Source organism: Falsiporphyromonas endometrii, assembly GCF_042654485.1.
Classification (GTDB): domain Bacteria; phylum Bacteroidota; class Bacteroidia; order Bacteroidales; family Porphyromonadaceae; genus Porphyromonas; species Porphyromonas endometrii.
In genome coordinates, this window is the sequence record NZ_JBHSGO010000199.1 from 1 (window position 1) to 19856 (window position 19856).

Sequence of the window (19856 nt, forward strand, 5' to 3'; positions counted from 1 at the left end):
CGGGCGGACGCCAATCCCCCCGGTGTTTTTCATGCCCGCCTGACGGATGAACAAAACAATGAATTGAAATGATTAATTTTGACTCAAAGATAAACCTCCTTTACACACTTTTTGGGATACTACCTATGATTTTGGAGTGTTATTCTAAATGACCAAATGTCTTTGAATATTTGAAAGTCAATGTTATCCCGATATTCGACATATTTGGGTTAAGCATCAAAAATGTCGAATATCATTTGAATGGAAATTTAGATAATTAAATATTTAGGGATTTCTTTTCGATTTATTTTATTCTCTAACTGTGGTTACATAATACGCCATACTCATTGTTTAGATGACAAAATCAGTTTAAAACAACTTCATAAATGCTATCCCTTCTTATGGATATTTTGGGGCTTAATCAAAAAGGACGTCAAAGTATTTTCATTTATCTCATTTATAAATAGACTTATTCCCCTTCCATGACTATCATTTGGCAGTTTTTACAGTCAAATTTGAGCCTTAGTGTGCCGTTTGCATGATGCAACAGGAGTGGTTCTTTGTATGGCATTGGTGTCTTCTTTTCCCTTGTGCAATATCCCAGTTCTCTTTTGATGCAGTGTCTGCATGTCATAAGGGCTGCATGCCGCTGAGGAGTCAGTTCGTATGCTTTTTGAGCAATGGTATATCCAAGTTGTTTGTAATGTTTTTCTGCAAGAGGATTGGCAATATTGGCTTGATAAGTCAGTTCTATTCCTGAATTTAACTTTTGGGAAGCCCTCTTTTCTCTTGCTATTCTTTTAGGTTTATAGTTTTGTATTGCCTTTTGACAGAACATTTCTGAAGCTTTTCTTCTTGCTTCACTTATCAATGATGCCGGTATAAAGTATTCTTCAACCTCGCTTATATCTGTTTCTTTGGAGCTAAGAGGCGTTTGTCCGAGCTTTTCCAATTCTTTTTTTATTCGTTCTCCTTGTGGCTTTTTAGCCTTTTCGTGCATACACTCAATAATTGTTTTTGCCTCATCATATCCGTTTGGACCTGTCAGAGTAAGGGCGAATCCATTCTCGTCTAATGCCAGTTTTATCTTGATTGGTATCTTTCTTATGGCTGTTTGTTTGCCTTCAAGGGTCATTTCGAAGATGCGGTCTCTATTGCAATAAATCTGATCTCCATTTCTAAAAATGTCAATCTTATCCGGCTCAATAGAGTAGGGTGAACTTATGGTATTGACTTGTGTACCATCTATAGTCCCATCTTTATGAATAATGAGAAGCCCGTCTCCGGCATTAAGGTTATGTATTTGGTCAATACGTACGGTTCTCTTGGCTATATCAATATGAGAAACATGCCCAACCTCCCGACCTTTGCTTTTGGGGGTTTCGGGGGAAGCTATTGGATCTTCTGTGCGGTCCTTTAGAAGGTATGATGTGTATCCTCTGTTGAAGCTTTTGGTCAAATCCGGAGAAAATGAATACTCTATTTCTCCTACCGAAGCTCTTTTGTATTGATTGGGATTGAGCTCGATAAAGTTATTGAGGTTAATGCTATATGTTGCCGTTACATTTTTGACATAAGGGATAGATTTGAGGCGTCCTTCGATTTTGAATGAGGTCACTCCGGCCTTTGCCATCTCAGGAAGATACTCTGATCGATTCATGTCTTTGAGAGATAGAAGATGACGGTCCTTGACGATTATGTTGCCATCTGCGTCTGTCAAGTCGAAAGGGAGTCTGCATATTTGCGCACAAGTTCCTCTATTTGCCGAGCGTCTTGTCAGATATTGCGATACATAGCACAAACCACTTATCGAAACGCATAGAGCTCCATGAACGAATGCCTCTATTTCCATTCCTTCTTTAGCTATCTCTTGAATCTCCTCAATATTGAGCTCTCTTGCTACAACTACTCTTTCGAATCCCTCTTCTTTTAGTTGTTTGATCTGAGAAATTGTCCTATTGTCGCATTGTGTACTTGCATGTAAAGGGATATTTGGGATATCGAGCTCTGTAATTGCCTTGTCTTGAATAATAAGCGCATCAATGCCGGCTTTGTCGAGTTTTGTGATGATCTGCTCCACCTCTTTTAGCTCAGACTCATATAGAATGGTATTGAGTGCAACGAACACTTTTGCTTTGAAGAGATGAGCATATTCGCAGACTTTCCTAATATCTTCTATGCTTACCCCTGCAGATGCTCTGGCACTAAAAACGGGAGCGCCAATGTAAATGGCATCAGCACCATGGTCTATGGCTGCTATAGCTGTTTGAAGATCTTTGGCGGGGGAGAGTAGTTCGAGCTCTTTCATAAGTAGTCTCTATAATGATTTTGGTGTGCTTACTATTATAAAATACAAACCCTGAAGGTGGCTGTTTTTGATTTAGCCACCTTCTGAAGATGTATGTGTATTTGCTTCCTTTGTATAGGATCTAATCTGTTGTTATTTATAGCTTTTCACCAAAAGCCAAGTCTCCGGCATCACCAAGCCCGGGTACGATGTAAGAGTGTTCGTTAAGCTTTTGGTCTACTGACGCTACCCATAGTGTGACATTGTCCGGCATACACTGATCGAGGTATTCGATAGCTTCTGTACTGGCAATGACCGATGCTATATGTACCTCTTTGGGAGTCCCTTTCTTGAGCAGGGCTCTATATCCTACTTCCATTGATTTGCCGGTTGCCAGCATAGGATCTGCGATGATCAGTACTTTGTCATCAAGACAGGGAGATGCTATATATTCGGTGTAAACATGAAAGTCGGTATGGCTGTCGTCGTCATATTCTCTGTATGCTGAAACGAAAGCATTTTCTGCGTCATCAAACATATTGAGAAATCCTTGGTGGAAGGGTAGTCCCGCTCTTAGTATTGTGCTCAATACAATGGTATCTGCCGGTTTGCGGCATAGGGCAATCCCGAGTGGCGTTTGAGTCTCAATCTCTTTGTACTTTAGAACTTTAGAGATTTCATAAGCCACCAACTCACCTGTTCGTACAATGTTTTCTCTAAATCTAAGTCTGTCATTCTGAATGTTGACATCTCTCATTTCGAGAAGATACTTGTTGATCAAGCTGGGCTTTTGATCTAAATAGTAGGTTTTCATGCGTTATCTTTTTGATAGTTGTCTATATTTATTGCTTCTATCTGTTGGAGGCAGGTGATAGCCTGCTCCACCGTTTTGATATTATCGATACGGATAATCCGTTTTTTGTCTGTTTGTTTAAATTGGACACCTCTATGATGTAGGGCAGCATATTGGAGTAGCTTGCCAAAAGCATTGCTACTATAATAGAGGCTTGATGGATCTGAAATAAGATGGAGAGACATCCGATCTTGAGCAAGTACAATCTTTTCGATTCCCAGTCTGTGCCCTATCCATCTAAGTCTTGGAACTCTGATTAGCTCTTGTCCCTCTTTTGGGATGGGACCAAAGCGGTCTATAAGGGCCTTTTGATAATCTTCCAGTTCGCTTTCGTTTTGGAGATTGTCAAGTTGTCTATAAAGGATGATCCTTTCACTGTCTTGTGGAATATATTCATGATCAAAGTATAGTTCGAGATTGGTCTCAACTTGTGTTTCAGAGACAAACAACTCTGCACTGTCTTTTTGCTTCCCTTCATCATCTTTGGAGTAGAAGTCTGCAAATTCGTCTGCTTTCAATTCACTTAATGCCTCATCAAACACTTTTTGATAAGTCTCATAGCCAAGGTCTGATATGAACCCGGACTGTTCGGCACCCAATGCATTGCCGGCCCCTCTAATATCTAAGTCTTGCAATGCTATACGCATACCACTTCCCAGATCGCTAAAACTTTCTATGGCTTGCAATCTTTTTCTTGCATCGTCAGTCAATGAAGAAAGTGGTGGAGTAACAAGGTAGCAAAATGCCTTTCTTTTGCTTCTGCCCACTCTTCCTCTAAGCTGATGAAGCTCGCTAAGTCCATATCTATGAGCATCATCGATGATAATGGTATTGGCATTTGGCACATCTATGCCATTCTCGATGATGGTAGTCGAAAGAAGTATATCGTATTCATAGCGATTGAAGTCCAAAAGCAGTTGCTCGAGTTCGGCCGGTTTCATCTGTCCATGTCCTATACCTACCCGTGCATCCGGAACTTCTCTTTTGATAAGAGCCGCTATTTCTTTGATGTTGTCTATTCTGTTGTGAACGAAAAACACCTGTCCCGAACGACTCATTTCGAAGTTGATGGCCTCTTTGATGATGTCGGCATTGAATCTTACAAGTGAAGTTTCTACCGGGTATCTGTTGGGTGGCGGAGTGTTGATATTTGATAGATCTCTTGCACCCATCAGAGAGAAGTGAAGAGTTCTTGGGATTGGAGTGGCACTCATGGTAAGGGTATCGACATTGAGCTGTAGCTTTCGGAGTTTCTCTTTGACCGCAACACCAAACTTGTGTTCCTCATCAATAATCAGTAATCCGAGGTCATGAAAAGCGACATCTTTTGATACCAGCCTGTGGGTACCGATGATAATGTCTATATCGCCATCTTTGAGTTTCTTCAATATCTCTTTTATCTCCTTAGACGATCTTGCTCTCGAAATATAATCTATTGTCACAGGCAAACCTTCAAGTCGTTGGGAGAAGGTTTGATAGTGCTGGTATGCAAGTACTGTTGTTGGTACTAAGACAGCAACCTGTTTGCAATCGTTAGCCGCTTTGAAGGCTGCTCTTACGGCCACTTCCGTTTTTCCAAATCCAACGTCCCCACAGACAAGTCTGTCCATTGGATAGGGCTTTTCCATATCTGCCTTGACCTCTTCTGTTGCCTTAGCCTGATCCGGAGTGTCTTCGTAGATAAAGCTGGCTTCCAATTCGTGCTGAAGGGTGCTGTCTTGAGAGAAGGCAAATCCTTCAGCTTCTCTACGAGCTGCATAGAGCCGGATAAGGTCACGAGCAATATCTTTGACCCTTTTTTTAGTTCGCTCTTTGATGCGGTTCCATGCACCTCCACCAACTTTGGAAAGTTTAATCTCTGTGGAGTCTTTTCCTCTGTACTTGCTAAGTTTGTGAAGAGAATGGAGGTTGACAAAAACAAGGTCATTGTTTTGATAAATGAGCTTGACCACCTCTTTGGTGATGCCACCTTCATCCATTTGAATAAGTCCGCCAAATACACCAATCCCATGGTCTACATGGACAATATAGTCTCCAATATTAAACTGCTGAAGTTCCTTTAATGACAATGTTACCTTGCCCGAACGCACCTTATCACTCTTGAGATTGTATTTGTGATACCTCTCAAAGATTTGGTGGTCAGTGAGCATGGCAATATTATTGTCTGTATCGACAAATCCTTCGTGAAGTGTAATGGGTAGTACCTGAGGCATTAGCTCTTCGGCCTGTCTTTCTGCAAGAATTTCTTTAATACGGTCGGCTTGTAGCTTGTTGGATGTGGTGAAAAATGTTTTTACTCCCATCTCCTTCCAATCAAGAAGCTGGTTGATAAGAAGGTCGAAGTTTTTATGAAAAGCCGGCTGAGGATAGGTATTGATCGTATATTCTTTTACCTTTTTGATGGCATCTGATTTGCTAAGTCTTATTTGTGTAAAATGGTTTAACCTTTGGAGCAATTCGTCCGGCTTGACAAGTTTGTCCTGCATCTCCGTTATGGTTGAGAAGCCTTCGCCATCGTCGATCAGTGGAGTGTCGTTGTATACCTCTTCGATCCGCCCCTTGAGAAGTTCATAAGACTTTATCATAAAGACCATATTGGGAGGAAGCAATTCGAAGATAGAGCATTTGGCTGTGTCAGCAGCTCCAACATCCGGCATAAGTACAATATCATCCAATGTTTCGCTTGACAGCTGACTCTCAATTTCGAAAATACGAATGCTATCTATTTCGTCGCCGAAAAAGTCTATTCGTAGAGGAAGTTCTCTTGAGTATGAAAAGATATCCACTATACTGCCACGAATGGCAAATTGACCGGGTTCGTAAACATAATCGACACGCTGAAATCCCCATTCAATTAATTTGTCTTTTAGATCTGTCTGATCAATAATATCGCCTGTATGTATGGCAAGCATTTCTGTTTTGAGAGTCTCTTTCTCTATGACTCTCTCTAAGATGGCGCTTGGATATGAAACTATGATAGGTAGTCCGCTGTTGTTCCTTTTTTTGTCGTTGTCAGAAATAAGATCGCCCAGACCACCAATAAAAGCCAATACTTCGGCTCGAAGTATTTCGGCTGCTTGATCGATATGGCCGTATTTGATAGCTCTTTTGTAAGAGGTAGGAAAGAATAAAGTTTGCTCTTCTCCAAATAGGGCACATAGGTCGGCATAGAGATAGCCGGCCTCTTCTTCGTCTTGGGCAATACAGAAAAGAGGGGCTTTGCCATCACTCATAGCTGCTATAACGCATGCCAGAGAGGATCCGTTGAGTCCGAAAAGATTGACGGAATGACCTTTGCCAAGTCTCTTCTCAATCTCTTTGATATAGGTGTTACGAGAATATTGTTCAACTATTGGATTTTGTGTCATCTTAGCTTTTGATATGTAAATAAGGGACAGCTTTGTCTAAATGCCTCCCCGTGGTACTACTTGTGTAGTGATCCGGGAGTATGGTGAGAGCCGGTTTGCAATCAGGTATTCGGGTCCGCCATTCTGTTATTGGCATTATTACTTCATAATCAATCCTCTCGAGGATCTCTTTTACCTCCAAAGGATTTTTGCGATGCGAGGCTTCGTCAGGAGCTTCGATATGTAGATATACAAAGTCGCTTCCTTCTTCGATAAGTTTCATCGCTTGCAAAGCTTTGCCTCTAAAGTTGCTGTCCGTTTCTCCGGTAGCCCCGGGTACAAATTCAATTGGAATGGACAAGGCTTTGGCTATGCCCCACATGACGGGGACAGCCGAGATCATATATGGATGCCGGAAATGATATCTCTGTTGAAATGGTTCAAACCGAATTCCTTGCACGATGCTTCGTCCCCAAATATGAGGGGATTCTAAAGTGGTTAGTTGTATAAATTTCTGTAGTCCGGCAATAGCTTGCTCTTCGGTTTGCCTCTCTAAGTTAGGTCTGAATATATGTCGATGGCCAACGCCTCTGTATAGAATGCCTATTTCTTTGGGTATGCAAAGATTCGATGGATAGTGATGCAGGTCGCATCTATAACAAAGCGTTGAGGAGGAAAAATGTAATCCCAACCCCAACGCTTCGAAACCGGCTCTTCCTTCAACATTTTTGGCCTCATCATCATAACCTAAGATCATAAGATTGGCTACTTCACTTGAAGGAATGCACCCGGCAGGAATAGTTTGATACTCGCCCACGAACCCCTGATGGATAAGTCGCTTAAGATACGGCATCGAAGCAACTTCAAAAGGAGTTTTTCCCCCAAGGAGTTCGTGAGGTTCGTCAGCTGCACCATCCAGAAGTATTATCAGCTGACAATATCTATTGTCTAACCAAGGTAAACTAATCCTTTCCAAGAGATCTATTATCTATAACTATATAAACAGCATGATAAAAATTTGAGCCGTAATAATACGGGCAAACATAGTAAGAGGATAGACTGTTGCATAAACGACAGAAGGACTGTCGTCTGAAACTTGAGCATGTGCAAAATCCAGTACCATTGGGTTTGCCATCGTGCCACAAACCAAGCCCGAAGCCGAACCAAGATCAACCTTGAAGAACTTCATACCCATAAGAGCAACGAGAAGTGCCGGTACAATAGTCAATATGACGCCTGTAAGCAACCATATAAGACCCTTTGAAGTAAATAGCACATCAAAGAATCCTTGTCCGGATGCAAGTCCCAATGCCCCGAGATAGAATATAATACCAAGTCTTTGTAGCATTTGATTTGAGCTGTTGGTCATATAGGTGGTCAACTTGTATCTGGGTCCATAAGCTCCCATCAAGATACCTATAATGATAGGTCCTCCCGCAAGACCAAACTTTACCGGCATACTAACTCCCGGCAAGAAAATAGGAATCATTCCTATCAAACAACCCAATGTAAGACCAAAGAAGAAACTGAGAAGATTGGGCCTTTCGAGGACTTTCGTCTGGTCTCCAAGTATATCAGCCACCTCTTCCAAGTGCTTCTTCTTCCCAACAACGGTAAGCGTGTCTCCAAGTTGGAGTCGAAGCTCTTTGTCCGGAAGAAGTTCAATACCGGCTCTGAGTATTCTTGTAATATTGATGTTATACAGATTTCTAAGTCTTAGAGTGCCGAGCTTGACACCATTGATTTCGTCTTTGGATATAACGATCTGCTTAGACATCAAGTCTCCACCAAGGGTATCCCAATCGACATCGGGTTGGTTCCAATCTTTGTCGGTGTTGTGCTTGCCAAAAAGGGCAGATAGTTGTTCGATAGCCTCCTCTGAAGAGACTGTAAGGAGACGGTCTCCTTGATTGATGACAGCTTCAGAATTGGCAATTCCAACCTGCCCATTTCTCCAAATTCTTGAGATTACAAAGTGTTCGTGTGTCAAGTGAACAATCTCTTTGACTGTCTTTCCAAAGATTGCCGGGTTAGTTACTTCAAACTCTGCAAAGAAAGTCGATCTTTGAGAGTCTTTGCTGCTTTCAACCTTTTTCCCCTTAAACATGGCCAGAATAGCAATGATGATGATAACACCTACGACACCCATAGGGTATGCAACAGCACATCCCTGTGCCATAGCAGCCATATCGGCAGAAAGAGTCGGACTTCCGGCGCTTACTTGTTGAAGGGTGGTCTGACAAGCTCCAAGCACGGGGGTGTTTGTCACAGCACCACACATAACGCCTGTGATATCAGCCAGGCTCATAACACTTTCAGGCAATATAAAATGCAAGATAGCACATACTATAAGCGTAGCTAAAATCATGACGAGACCTAAAATGTTGTAGGCAATACCTCCACTTTTTAGAGAAGGGAAGAAGGAGGGGCCCACCTCAAGACCCAAAGTGTAAATGAAGATAACAAGGCCCAGATTTTCAACGAAGTGGACCATATTGGGGTCAAGACCAAAATTGGGTATATACTTGTACCCGAAGTAGGAATAGATAATACCAACGAAAAATACGAAAGTCACACCCAAAGAGATCTTTCCGATGTGAAGTTTGCCCAACATCAACCCCAAGGCTGAAATGAAACTCAAAACGATGATAGTCTGCGTAATAGAGGGGTAACACAATTGTTCCCCAAGCCAATTCAAAATAGATTCCATACAGTTATAAACATTATAAGTCACCAAGACTGCCGCAAAGGTAGTGCTTTAGATCGAACTATAGAAAGATTTTGATCCCCCCTTTGCCTGGTTAGAAAGAGATTTCGAGTTGTTTTTATCCGAATAGGACTCTGTTGCCACTTATGATGGTTGGAGTCCCAATGAAGAGAAGAGTTTGTCGACAGCTTTATTTTCCTTACGCCAGCTTTTTATTTGCTCTGTGTCTGAGAGAGGCATCTCTTCCGGTTTAAGGACAGCATGACCAATCTCCATCACAAGTCTGCCATTGCTTAGCTTGGTTCTTAAGTATTCCAATAGTTTATCCTGAATATCTTTGAGCTCGGCCTCTTGTGCATCATTAAATATTTGCACTTCAAAGCGGTCGTTTCCTTTGAGATGAGGAAGGCACTCCTCCATTGTATGTTTTAAGTGTACTTGCTCTGTCAGTACTTCATCCTTAAATCCATACCAAGCTCTTTGCAGATCTTCCTCATTGATATCTTTGTGATCTTTAATCTCTTGTACCGTCGATTGCTCTTGAAGAGCTGCGGCTTTGCGATCCCCCAGATGCACACTGAGTCGTGTCCTTGCTCCGGAAGCCGGACTGATAGGACGCTGTTGTATTGTTTGTTTGGGTGCTGTCGCTTGAGTAATAGGTCGTGAAGCTATTGTTTGTGCGGCGCTTTGAATAGGCCTTTGTTGGTTTGCTGCTGAGACTTGAGGTTGTGTAGGCTGTTGTTGTTTCGCTGTATTTGTTTGAGTGGTAGCACCCGATTGGCGTGGCTGCTGTACCGTAGAGTTGTTGGATTGTGGAGTCTTCTGTGCGTTATCTCCTCTCAGCTCCTTGCTGTAAAGTGCAGATATGCTCATAAATGTCAGTTCAACAAGAAGTCTCTTGTCCGAAGCTGCTTTGTAATCTTTGTCGCAATTTACGCAATTCGCTATTGCTTTGAATAAGAAAGAAGAGGGGCATTGAGAAGCTACATTGGCAAATCTTTGTACGACGGATTGTGGCTTCTCGACAAGATGCAAGGTTTCCGGAGCTTTAGCCATCATCAGGTTTCTCAGAAAGGAGGCCATGCCATTAACAATCATGGCGGCATCAAACCCTTTGCCAAGCAACTCGTCAAGTGTGACAAGCACACCCCTAAAGTCTCCACTGATAAATTGTTCAACAAATTGAAAGCAGTATTCGTAGTCTAATATGTTTAGACCCTTTACTACAGCCTCATAACTAATTTCACCACCTCCAAAGTTGGCAATTCTGTCGAATAGGGACAACGCATCGCGCATCCCACCATCAGCCTTTTCTGCAATGATGCCTAACGCTTCTTGATCCGCCTTGATATGCTCCTCTTCTGCCACATGGCTGAGGTGTTTGACAATCTCACCGACAGAGATCCGCTTAAAGTCATAGATTTGGCAGCGAGAAAGTATGGTAGGAAGAATCTTGTGCTTCTCAGTTGTTGCCAAAATGAAGATGACATATTCGGGCGGTTCTTCCAATGTCTTAAGAAAGGCATTAAAAGCAGCTTGAGAAAGCATGTGAACCTCATCAATGATATAGACCTTCTTGGTCCCAATCTGAGGAGGAACTTGTACCTGTTCGATAAGTTTGCGTATATCGTCAACAGTATTGTTGGAAGCTGCGTCCAGCTCGTAGATGTTGAGAGAGCGCTGCTCATTAAAAGCACGACAACTTTCACACTCGTTGCAAGCCTCTCCGTCAGCACTTCGATTGAGGCAGTTGATGGTTTTGGCAAATACTCGGGCGGTGGAAGTCTTACCGACTCCTCTTGGTCCGCAAAATAGGTAGGCATGTGCTGTCTTGTTGCTCAAAATAGCTGCCTTAAGGGTCGAGGTCAGTGCCTCTTGTCCGATCATTGTGTCAAACGAATCGGGACGATATTTTCGTGCTGATACAATATATTGCTGTTGTTCTTCCATACTATACAAAAGTAATCATTCGATTAGATTCTTCAAGCGGACATCATAAAAATAGATGCCTATAAGTTTTTTAAGACATAAAATGAGGGCATATTGCTTTGCTGTTATGCTTAGCAGTATGCCCTTCAATTAAAATACAGATTCAATCTGCCCTATTTAAAACATATAGGCTACATTAAATCTGAAGTAGTTTTGCTTTATGGTTAAGACGTCACTATAATCTGATCCTACAATATTGGATAGCCCTAAGTTGTAGCTAAGGCCAAATTGAAAGTGCTTAAGAACTTCAATGCCGGCACCAAAACCCCATGAGCAGTTGAAACGTTTAAAGCCGCTATCATCGAAAATCTCAGACTCACTTCCAAATAGACCGAAGCCAAGCATCGGACCAGTCTTTAGATTTAGAGTAACTGTTGGTGCAACATGAAACTTATAACCAATATTAATGGGGAGATCAAGGTAATATAAGTCGGCATTCGCTGCAGCTTTCTGGCTAAACAAAAGAGACCCATCCGCAAAAAGACCCACGACAGGGAGTCCTATCTCCATCTTGCCGCCAACATTAAATCCGGCATTAAACTTAGAACTTCCGTAATCTTCTCCGCTGGAAGCTTTGAACTTTGTGAGCGTCATTCCACCTACGACTCCAAATCGGGGAGTGATTGACTGTGCTCCAGCCAATGAAATGCCCATAAATAGGGCAACTAATGAAAGAAGAAATTTTTTCATACCATTATTATTTGCCTCTCTGTTTATTACATCAAGTATGATGAGGTTCGCATACTTATGTATCTTACATTATTTGTATTTGTTGACAAATGTAGTAAAATAGTTTAATATTTATGTCGAGGATAGGATACTTATTTCATATCAGATGAAGGATTGACTTTTGCAATACTACCTGCTTTTTAGTATCTTGGCATACAATTAAATTAAAGAACCATGGAGATAATCATATCATTTACCATCTTTTTGATGATGATGTTGCTTGGGGGCTTATCCCTCCAAGACAGAAGAGTATGCCCATCCGGTTCGAACCAATTTGCCATCCCGGCAAGGATCCAAATAAGCCCTTCAAATCTTCTGCTTCTGCCAGCTGTGAAGTTCGCAACAGAGGACTATTATTTGTTAAATATTGTTGCTCCAACTAATGCACAAAAAGGGGCTCAAATAAATCTTATTTCTACCGATATTCATCCATTTAGGGGTTAGGGGACTCTGACCCAATGCACGCTTTGCCCGTTTTATTAGTACGAAACGGGCTTTTTTTATGCGCTATTTTAACAAATAAGCTCGCGCGAGAAGCAATCCGTTCTCGCGCGACTTTGGATCTGATCTCGCGCGACCTTGACATGCAAAGTCGCGCTACTTCAGGTGCAACCTCGCGCGAGTCTACCCTCAAGGTAGCGCGAGAATGGATTGCAAGTCGCGCGACCTTACAAAAAAAGCAGCCTGAAGTGGGTTTTTAAGCCACAAACTTGTCTATAAAAAGTAGTCTATACATATATTAACATTCAGATAGGACGAAACCGTCCTATCCATTTTCTATTATATAGAGAATAAGCCTCCTTTCAGATCAAAAAAAGGCTGTTTTTATCCCAAAATGCAGTGCTAATATTTTACATTATTTATCAAAACTAATGCGTTTACTGAGCTCTTAATATAGTGAGATGAGCGTTTTAATGCTGAGAAGTAAGTATTTTAGTAAAGAAAATGTGGCACGACTTGTCAACGAGAGAGATACTGATTACGCCCGCAAAATGGTTTGGCGATAATTGAGTTTTATTTGTGTGAGGGGATTTTAAGTGGATTCATTATCCAGTATGTTTATTTATTGATTAGGTTTGTTTCACTCCTTTAGAGTCTGTTTTTGTACCTTTGTGCTCACGTTAGAAGTAAAAACAGATATAACTATTTAATAATAAATATGATTACTACAGACCAACTGAACTCTCTGTTGGAGCGCCGTGAAGCGCTGAGGGGGTATCTTTGACGTCGATGCGAGACGTATACAACTTGAAGAAGAAGAACTTCGCACACAAGATCCGGAGTTTTGGCAGGATCCGAAGCGTGCAGAGATCCAGATGCGTAAGGTAAAGGATCTTAAGCGTTGGATTGGCTATTACGACGATATTGTAACTGCTACTGAAGAACTTAAGTTGGCCTTTGAATTTTGCAAAGAGGGTATTACAGAGGAGGAAGATGTTGATGCTGCTTATGCTGAGGCTCTCAAACTGGTAGAAGATGTTGAGCTTAAGAATATGCTTCGTCAGGAAGAGGATAAGATGAGTGCAGTCTTGAAAGTTAATGCCGGTGCCGGTGGTACCGAAAGTCAAGATTGGGCCTCTATGCTTGTTCGTCTTTATCAGCGTTGGGCTGAAAAGCATGATTATAAGGTTACGATTACGAACTGGCAAGACGGGGATGAAGCAGGTATTAAGACAGTCACCATGCAGATAGAGGGTGATTTGGCATATGGTTTCCTAAAATCAGAGAATGGCGTTCATCGTTTGGTCAGAGTTTCGCCTTATAATGCTCAAGGTAAACGAATGACTTCATTTGCTTCTGTTTTTGTGGTCCCACTGGTTGATGATACGATTGAGATTGAGATCAATCAAGGTAATCTCTCATGGGATACATTCCGATCAAGTGGTGCAGGTGGACAGAATGTCAACAAGGTCGAAACGGGTGTTCGTCTACACTATATATATAAGGATCCGGATACCGGAGAGGAGGAAGAGATTGTCATTGAGAATACCGAAAGCCGTTCGCAGCTTGACAACAGGGAAAATGCTCTTAGGCTTTTGCGTTCACAACTATATGAGAAGGAGCTTGAAAAGCGTCGTGCAGCTCAAGCTGAAGTAGAAGCCGGTAAGAAGAAAATCGAGTGGGGTAGTCAGATTCGTTCTTATGTCTTTGATGACCGACGTGTCAAGGACCATCGTACGGGCTGGCAGACCAGCAATGTCAATGCTGTTATGGATGGCGATATTGATGATTTTATTAAGGCCTATTTGATGGAAGCCGGCGGACATTCTGTTGGCGAGGTCGAGCCCAAATAAGTCTTGAAAGGTTATCTATGATCGCAAAATCTCTGAGACTTCATCAGTTTAAGAATATTCCATCTGCAAATTGTGAGTTTTCCCCAAGGTTGAATTGCTTTTTTGGTAACAACGGTATGGGGAAGACTAATTTGTTGGATGCACTGTATTACCTGAGCTTTACCAAATCACATCTTAACATCAATGACAGTCTGGCTATACAGTCCGGTACAGATATGACCATCGTTGGGGGAGCTTATCTCTCGGATATAGGCAATGACGAGGAGATTGCACTTTCTTTGAAGTCAGATGGTGCAAGAATGTCCAAGACCTTGAAGCGAAATGGTAAATCATATCAGGCTTTTAAGGAGCATATTGGGCAGTTTCCCCTTATTATCATTACTCCTCAGGATTCGCAGTTGATCATTGGAAGCCCGGAGGAAAGAAGACGATTTTTGGATCAGTTCCTTTCACAGCGTTCGATGGATTATATGGATGCTTTGATGCAGTATAAAGGCTTTTTGGCTCATCGAAATGCTGCGCTCAAAAATGGTACGAGTGATCCGTTGACCCTTGAATATATTGAAGCCGGTATGGCTGCTTCGGCATCATTGATTAGTCGTACCAGAAGGGAGTTTATCGAGACCTTTGCTCCTCTTTTTGATAAGTATTATGAGGCCATCTCCGGAGGTATGGATAACGTGTCGCTGGGGTATGATCCTTCTATTAGCTTTGATTCGGAAAGTGATTTCCTGGACGCTCTCAATGCCGTGAGAGAAAAGGACCGTATATTGGGGTATACAACCGTGGGTGTCCATAGGGATGATATATCTATGAAGCTTGGAGAAGAGCTTATCCGTAAGGTGGGGTCGCAAGGACAGTGCAAATCATTTTTGATAGCTCTTAAGCTGGCTCAATTTGTTCATCTCAAAGAGAAAACCGAAGAGCGTCCGATGCTTTTGTTGGATGATATTTTTGATAAGTTGGATGCTGAACGAATGGAGCGAATAATTAATCTGGTGAGTGAAGAAAACTTTGGACAAATCTTTGTGACAGACACCAATAGGAAGCATTTGGATGAAATAATAGATCGTAAATACGATGATTACCGCCTCTTCGCTGTAGATAATGGAGAGGTTATGCTCGAAAAGTATTAACTTTCTGTTGTTATGAAGAGGATAGATACCCAAACAATAGGAGAGAGCATTCGTCAATGGCTTTCGGAAGAGCCGGAGGTTTATGAGAACCTCTTGGTTATACAGGCAGAGCAAGCTGTCCCAAAAGTTTTGGGGCGTTTGTCGAAGTATGTACGCCATGTCAATTGCTACAATCGTGTCTTGTATATTACGATGTCTTCTTCGACCATCAGTCATGCGTTAGCATTAAAGAAACAGGAGGTTATTGGCAAAATCAATACCTTGATCAAAGCCAATCTTGTACTTGATATTGTCTTTAGATAGAGGAGAACCATTATGGATGAATTATTGAGAACCAGTATCAAATTCCTTGCAGGTGTCGGTCCTAAGCGAGCAGAGATGCTCAAAAAGGAGATTGATGTGGAGTCTTTTGACGACCTTCTCAATTATTATCCCTATCGATATGTCGATCGCTCTAAGTTTTATCGTACCAACGAATTGCTTCCGGACATGCCCTATGTACAGCTCAAAGGCTATATCAGACACTATTATGAGGAAGGGAATGGCCGACAAAAACGACTGAAGGCAATCTTCTCGGATGAGTATGGAAGTATCGAACTAATTTGGTTTGCAGGATATAGATACATTCAACAGATGTTCCCTGAGGGGAGACAATACATTGTTTTCGGAAAGCCCTCTTATTATCTAAACTCCTTCAATATGCCTCATCCGGAGATTGATACGGAAGAGACAGCATCAATGGTGAGTGGAGGTCTTGTGCCCATGTATCACACGACCGAAACGATGAAGCGTAGCGGGATCACTTCTCGCAAGATTCAAGAATTGGTATATAAGCTTCTTAAGAGTACAAGAGGCAAGATTGAGGAGACATTACCCGAATATATTATCAAACATTATGGCCTTCCTGCACTTCCGGATGCAATAAGAATGATACACTATCCTCAAAATCCGGAGGAATTGCGTTTGGCTAAGTATAGGCTCAAGTTTGAAGAGCTGTTTTATCTTGAGCTAAAGCTTGAGTTGAGCAAAGAGGGGCGAAAGACTCGGTTTTTGGGAGAGAAGTTTGCTGTCGTAGGAGATTATTTCAATAGCTTCTACTTAAATCATCTACCGTTTGATCTTACCAATGCTCAAAAAAGAGTTGTCAAAGAAATCCGTACAGATTGTGGATCGGGTTGTCAGATGAATCGTCTTGTGCAAGGAGATGTGGGTAGTGGAAAAACTATGGTGGCTCTATTGGCCATGCTGTTAGCTTTGGACAATGGATGTCAAGCTTGTATGATGGCACCAACAGAGATTTTGGCAAGGCAGCATCATGAGGGTTTAAGCGAATTGCTTAAGCCGATGGGTATTGAAGTGGGGCTTCTTATAGGGTCGACAACAAAGAAGCAAAGAGAAAAGTTGCTTCCCAAATTGGCCTCCGGGGAGTTGAAGATAATTGTTGGTACCCATGCTTTGATCGAACCCAATATCATTTTTCATAGACTTGGAATGGCTGTTATCGATGAGCAACATCGTTTTGGAGTAGAACAGCGAGCCAAACTTTGGATCAAAAATCCCAACAAACTTCCTCATGTCCTTATTATGTCTGCCACACCCATCCCAAGGACATTGGCGATGACACTTTATGGTGATCTTGACATATCTATTATCGACGAACTTCCTCCCGGCAGAAAACCTGTATATACAGAGCATCGTTTTGATGATAATATGCATCCAATCTTTATGTTTCTTCACAGAGAGATCAAAAAGGGTCGTCAAGTATATGTCGTATTCCCCATGATTGAAGAGACTGAGAAGGCGGATATTAAGAGTTTGGAAGAGGGGTATGACTTGTACGCCTCTAATTTTGGACAGGAGAAGGTCACCCTTGTGCATGGTAAGATGAATGCTCGTGAAAAGAAGAGGGTGATGGATACCTTTGTGTCCGGGGAGAAAAAAATCTTGTTGGCCACCACGGTTATCGAGGTGGGAGTCAATGTCCCGAATGCTTCCGTTATGATTATTGAGAATGCCGATCGATTTGGCCTTTCACAGCTGCACCAGCTTCGTGGAAGGGTAGGGCGAGGAGCTGAGCAGAGCTATTGTATCCTTTTGACTTCATCCAAAGTTGGCAATGAAGCCCGGAAACGTATCGAGGTGATGTGTAGTACCAATGATGGGTTTATAGTGGCGGAAGAGGATATGAAGCAGAGAGGCTTTGGAGAGATAGAGGGTACTCGTCAAAGTGGCAAGGAGCTGATGTTGAAGATTGCCAATCCTGCTTCTGACGGGCAGCTCGTGGCCATCACCAAAAGAGAAGCCGCCTCAATAGTTGCTATGGATCCCTCTCTGACACTTGAACATAATGTGGTCCTCAAAGAGAGGCTTTTATGGCTTGATAGAAATGGTCAGGAAGCATATTCTAATATCAGCTGAGTAAGAAAGACATTCCTATACTGCAAACTCTTGATTTGTCAGTACTTTTCGAAAACATTACCTTCGCAGTTTGAAAATAAATAACAAAGACATGGTGAGACGTTTTCTTCACTATTCTTTGCTGTAAAAGTATCGATATATCTAAACATTGGCTTTCTTATGTATTGATGGCTCTTGAAGGTATATTTTGAAATGCGTTTAATAGAAGATAAAAACAGATAGCATATGATTACAGTGACCGATTTAGCCGTACAATTCGGCAAACGTATCTTGTTCCAAGATGTGAATTTGAAATTTTTGCCCGGCAATTGTTATGGTATTATCGGGGCAAATGGTGCAGGCAAATCAACCCTTTTGAAAGTGATAAGTGGAGATTTGGATGCTACAAAAGGACAGGTTTCGCTGGGCCCCGGTGAGAGATTGTCCGTCCTAAGTCAGGACCACTTTGCTTTTGATGAGTATTCTGTATTAGATACCGTACTGATGGGGCATAGTACACTTTGGGCAATTATGGAAGAGAAAAATGCCCTGTACGCAAAGCCGGACTTTAACGATGAAGATGGCAATCGAGTAGCTGAACTTGAAGAGCGTTTTGCTGAGATGGAAGGGTGGAATGCAGAGAGTGATGCCGCTATGTTGCTAAGCGGATTGGGTATCAAGGAGGATCTCCATTATAAGATGATGAGTGAATTGAGCGGTAAGCAGAAGGTGCGTGTCCTTTTGGCAAGAGCTCTCTATGGCAAACCGGACAATTTGTTGCTCGACGAGCCTACCAATGACCTTGACCTTGATACGGTATCTTGGTTGGAAGATTATCTTTCTAAATGTGAGACCACAGTACTTGTCGTTAGTCACGACAGGCACTTCTTAGACTCTGTTTGTACACATACTGTAGATATTGATTATGGCAAAGTGAAGCAGTTTGCCGGCAACTACAGCTTCTGGTATGAAAGTAGCCAGTTGGCGCTTAAGCAACAGCAACAGCAGAATAAGAAGATGGAAGAGAAGAAAAAGGAACTTGAAGAGTTTATTCGCAGATTCTCAGCCAATGTTGCAAAAAGTAAGCAGACTACAAGTCGTAAGAAGATGCTTGAAAAGCTGGATATTAATGAGATTACTCCTTCATCAAGGAGATATCCGGGTATTCAGTTCTTCCCCGAGCGTGAACCCGGTAATAAGGTCCTTGAGGTGAAAGGTCTTGAAGCCCGTGCCGATGATGGTACATTGCTGTTTACCGATCTCAACTTCAATGTGGAGAGAGATGACAAGATTGTCTTTATTAGTCATGATCCAAGAGCTATGACAGCTCTGTTTAGAATAATCAATGGTGAGCAGAAGGCAGAAAAGGGTACTTATGAATGGGGGCAAACTATCACTACGGCTTATTTGCCACTCGACAACTCAGATTTCTTCAATACTGATCTCAATTTGGTTGAATGGCTTGGTCAGTATGCTCCGGGTATGCTGGAGGTGGATGTCAAAGGCTTCCTTGGAAGAATGCTTTTCAATGGAGATGAATTAAATAAGAAGGCAAGCGTATTGTCGGGAGGTGAGAAGATGAGATGTATGATCTCTAAAATGATGCTTACCAATGCCAATTGCCTTATCCTGGATACACCAACCAACCACTTGGACCTCGAAAGTATTCAGGCATTCAACAACACTTTAGTTGGATTTAAGGGAAATATCCTATTCTCAAGCCATGACCATGAGTTTATCCAAACCATATCAAACCGTATTATCGAATTGACTCCGGGTGGTATTATCGATAAAATGATGGATTATGATGATTACATTGTAGATCCACTCGTTTTACAGCTGAAAGAGAAGTATTATCCAAAAGAAAAATAATGTGTTTAACATATCGCTTGTCAGATGATGGAAATCAATGAAAGCGGTTATGAAGATACTTTGTTGAAACGAATTGTTAAGAAGCTGTTTGGAGCTAATCCGAACAGCTTCTTTGCTTATGTCCCGGAAGTTTTGGTACTTATACAATACTTCGGTAAATTTTTACCGAAAAATTAAAAGTTAAACAATAGAACTGACAAAAGTCGGTTCGAAAACACTAAAGAGATCATTGAAATGTTGTCAAAACGAATGGTTAAGCATGAAGA

The 19856-nt window shown here is 41.9% G+C and carries 14 protein-coding genes; 7 read left to right on the forward strand and 7 right to left on the reverse strand.

Annotated elements, in window-relative coordinates; translation table 11 throughout:
• Positions 1 to 448: 448 nt before the first annotated feature.
• The 7 genes from ACFO3G_RS07370 to ACFO3G_RS07400 all read right to left on the reverse strand — a co-directional run bounded on the left by ACFO3G_RS07370 (position 449) and on the right by ACFO3G_RS07400 (position 11852).
• Positions 449 to 2287 carry a peptidase U32 family protein gene (locus ACFO3G_RS07370; protein WP_380079462.1) on the reverse strand — a complete coding sequence of 613 codons (1839 nt, stop codon included), beginning with the start codon at positions 2285 to 2287 and terminating at the stop codon, positions 449 to 451.
• A gap of 136 nt (positions 2288 to 2423) precedes the next feature.
• The gene (gene upp / locus ACFO3G_RS07375) at positions 2424 to 3080 is read right to left on the reverse strand and encodes a uracil phosphoribosyltransferase (protein ID WP_380079464.1); all 657 of its coding nucleotides are present in this window, start codon (positions 3078 to 3080) and stop codon (positions 2424 to 2426) included.
• A complete protein-coding gene (gene mfd / locus ACFO3G_RS07380) occupies positions 3077 to 6487 on the reverse strand; it encodes a transcription-repair coupling factor (RefSeq protein ID WP_380079466.1) in 3411 nt (1136 codons plus the stop codon). The genes upp and mfd overlap by 4 nt, the downstream gene beginning before the upstream one ends.
• A 1-nt stretch (position 6488) precedes the next feature.
• Positions 6489 to 7442, reverse strand: a complete 954-nt coding sequence (locus tag ACFO3G_RS07385; RefSeq protein WP_380079468.1) for a hypothetical protein — start codon at positions 7440 to 7442, stop codon at positions 6489 to 6491.
• A gap of 18 nt (positions 7443 to 7460) precedes the next feature.
• Entirely contained in the window at positions 7461 to 9176 is a 1716-nt protein-coding gene (locus ACFO3G_RS07390; protein ID WP_380079470.1) for a putative transporter, read from the reverse strand.
• Positions 9177 to 9317: 141 nt separating this feature from the next.
• Positions 9318 to 11123 carry a DNA polymerase III subunit gamma/tau gene (locus ACFO3G_RS07395; RefSeq protein WP_380079472.1) on the reverse strand — a complete coding sequence of 602 codons (1806 nt, stop codon included), beginning with the start codon at positions 11121 to 11123 and terminating at the stop codon, positions 9318 to 9320.
• Between the two features lie 156 nt (positions 11124 to 11279).
• Positions 11280 to 11852, reverse strand: a complete 573-nt coding sequence (locus tag ACFO3G_RS07400; RefSeq protein ID WP_380079474.1) for an outer membrane beta-barrel protein — start codon at positions 11850 to 11852, stop codon at positions 11280 to 11282.
• Between the two features lie 213 nt (positions 11853 to 12065).
• On the opposite strand from ACFO3G_RS07400, the gene ACFO3G_RS07405 reads away from it, so the two are divergent.
• The 7 genes from ACFO3G_RS07405 to ACFO3G_RS07435 all read left to right on the forward strand — a co-directional run bounded on the left by ACFO3G_RS07405 (position 12066) and on the right by ACFO3G_RS07435 (position 19767).
• On the forward strand, positions 12066 to 12335 hold the full coding sequence (locus ACFO3G_RS07405) for a hypothetical protein (RefSeq protein WP_380079476.1): 270 nt from the start codon (positions 12066 to 12068) through the stop codon (positions 12333 to 12335).
• Between the two features lie 715 nt (positions 12336 to 13050).
• A protein-coding gene (prfB, locus tag ACFO3G_RS07410; RefSeq protein WP_380079478.1) for a peptide chain release factor 2 occupies positions 13051 to 14185 on the forward strand; the annotation gives its coding sequence in 2 pieces (ribosomal slippage) (positions 13051 to 13113 and positions 13115 to 14185; 1134 coding nt in all).
• Between the two features lie 17 nt (positions 14186 to 14202).
• Positions 14203 to 15321, forward strand: coding sequence for a DNA replication/repair protein RecF (gene recF, locus ACFO3G_RS07415; RefSeq protein WP_380079480.1), 1119 nt, complete (start codon positions 14203 to 14205; stop codon positions 15319 to 15321).
• Positions 15322 to 15333: 12 nt separating this feature from the next.
• The gene (locus tag ACFO3G_RS07420) at positions 15334 to 15624 is read left to right on the forward strand and encodes a DciA family protein (RefSeq protein ID WP_380079482.1); all 291 of its coding nucleotides are present in this window, start codon (positions 15334 to 15336) and stop codon (positions 15622 to 15624) included.
• 12 nt (positions 15625 to 15636) lie between these two features.
• Positions 15637 to 17739: an ATP-dependent DNA helicase RecG gene (recG, locus tag ACFO3G_RS07425; protein WP_380079484.1), complete on the forward strand. Its 2103-nt coding sequence runs from the start codon at positions 15637 to 15639 to the stop codon at positions 17737 to 17739.
• Positions 17740 to 17964: 225 nt separating this feature from the next.
• Positions 17965 to 19590: an ABC-F family ATP-binding cassette domain-containing protein gene (locus ACFO3G_RS07430; RefSeq protein WP_380079486.1), complete on the forward strand. Its 1626-nt coding sequence runs from the start codon at positions 17965 to 17967 to the stop codon at positions 19588 to 19590.
• A gap of 24 nt (positions 19591 to 19614) precedes the next feature.
• Positions 19615 to 19767: a hypothetical protein gene (locus ACFO3G_RS07435; protein ID WP_380079488.1), complete on the forward strand. Its 153-nt coding sequence runs from the start codon at positions 19615 to 19617 to the stop codon at positions 19765 to 19767.
• Positions 19768 to 19856 lie beyond the last annotated feature (89 nt).

Excerpts from the sequence above, each read along its gene's own strand:
- ACFO3G_RS07430 (WP_380079486.1), top strand. The coding sequence starts at position 17,965 with ATGATTACAGTGACCGATTTAGCCGTACAATTCGGCAAACGTATCTTG.
- ACFO3G_RS07400 (WP_380079474.1), bottom strand. The coding sequence starts at position 11,852 with ATGAAAAAATTTCTTCTTTCATTAGTTGCCCTATTTATGGGCATTTCA.
- ACFO3G_RS07420 (WP_380079482.1), top strand. The coding sequence starts at position 15,334 with ATGAAGAGGATAGATACCCAAACAATAGGAGAGAGCATTCGTCAATGG.
- ACFO3G_RS07405 (WP_380079476.1), top strand. The coding sequence starts at position 12,066 with ATGGAGATAATCATATCATTTACCATCTTTTTGATGATGATGTTGCTT.
- ACFO3G_RS07395 (WP_380079472.1), bottom strand. The coding sequence starts at position 11,123 with ATGGAAGAACAACAGCAATATATTGTATCAGCACGAAAATATCGTCCC.
- upp (WP_380079464.1), bottom strand. The coding sequence starts at position 3,080 with ATGAAAACCTACTATTTAGATCAAAAGCCCAGCTTGATCAACAAGTAT.
- ACFO3G_RS07370 (WP_380079462.1), bottom strand. The coding sequence starts at position 2,287 with ATGAAAGAGCTCGAACTACTCTCCCCCGCCAAAGATCTTCAAACAGCT.
- ACFO3G_RS07435 (WP_380079488.1), top strand. The coding sequence starts at position 19,615 with ATGATGGAAATCAATGAAAGCGGTTATGAAGATACTTTGTTGAAACGA.
- recG (WP_380079484.1), top strand. The coding sequence starts at position 15,637 with ATGGATGAATTATTGAGAACCAGTATCAAATTCCTTGCAGGTGTCGGT.
- ACFO3G_RS07390 (WP_380079470.1), bottom strand. The coding sequence starts at position 9,176 with ATGGAATCTATTTTGAATTGGCTTGGGGAACAATTGTGTTACCCCTCT.
- mfd (WP_380079466.1), bottom strand. The coding sequence starts at position 6,487 with ATGACACAAAATCCAATAGTTGAACAATATTCTCGTAACACCTATATC.
- recF (WP_380079480.1), top strand. The coding sequence starts at position 14,203 with ATGATCGCAAAATCTCTGAGACTTCATCAGTTTAAGAATATTCCATCT.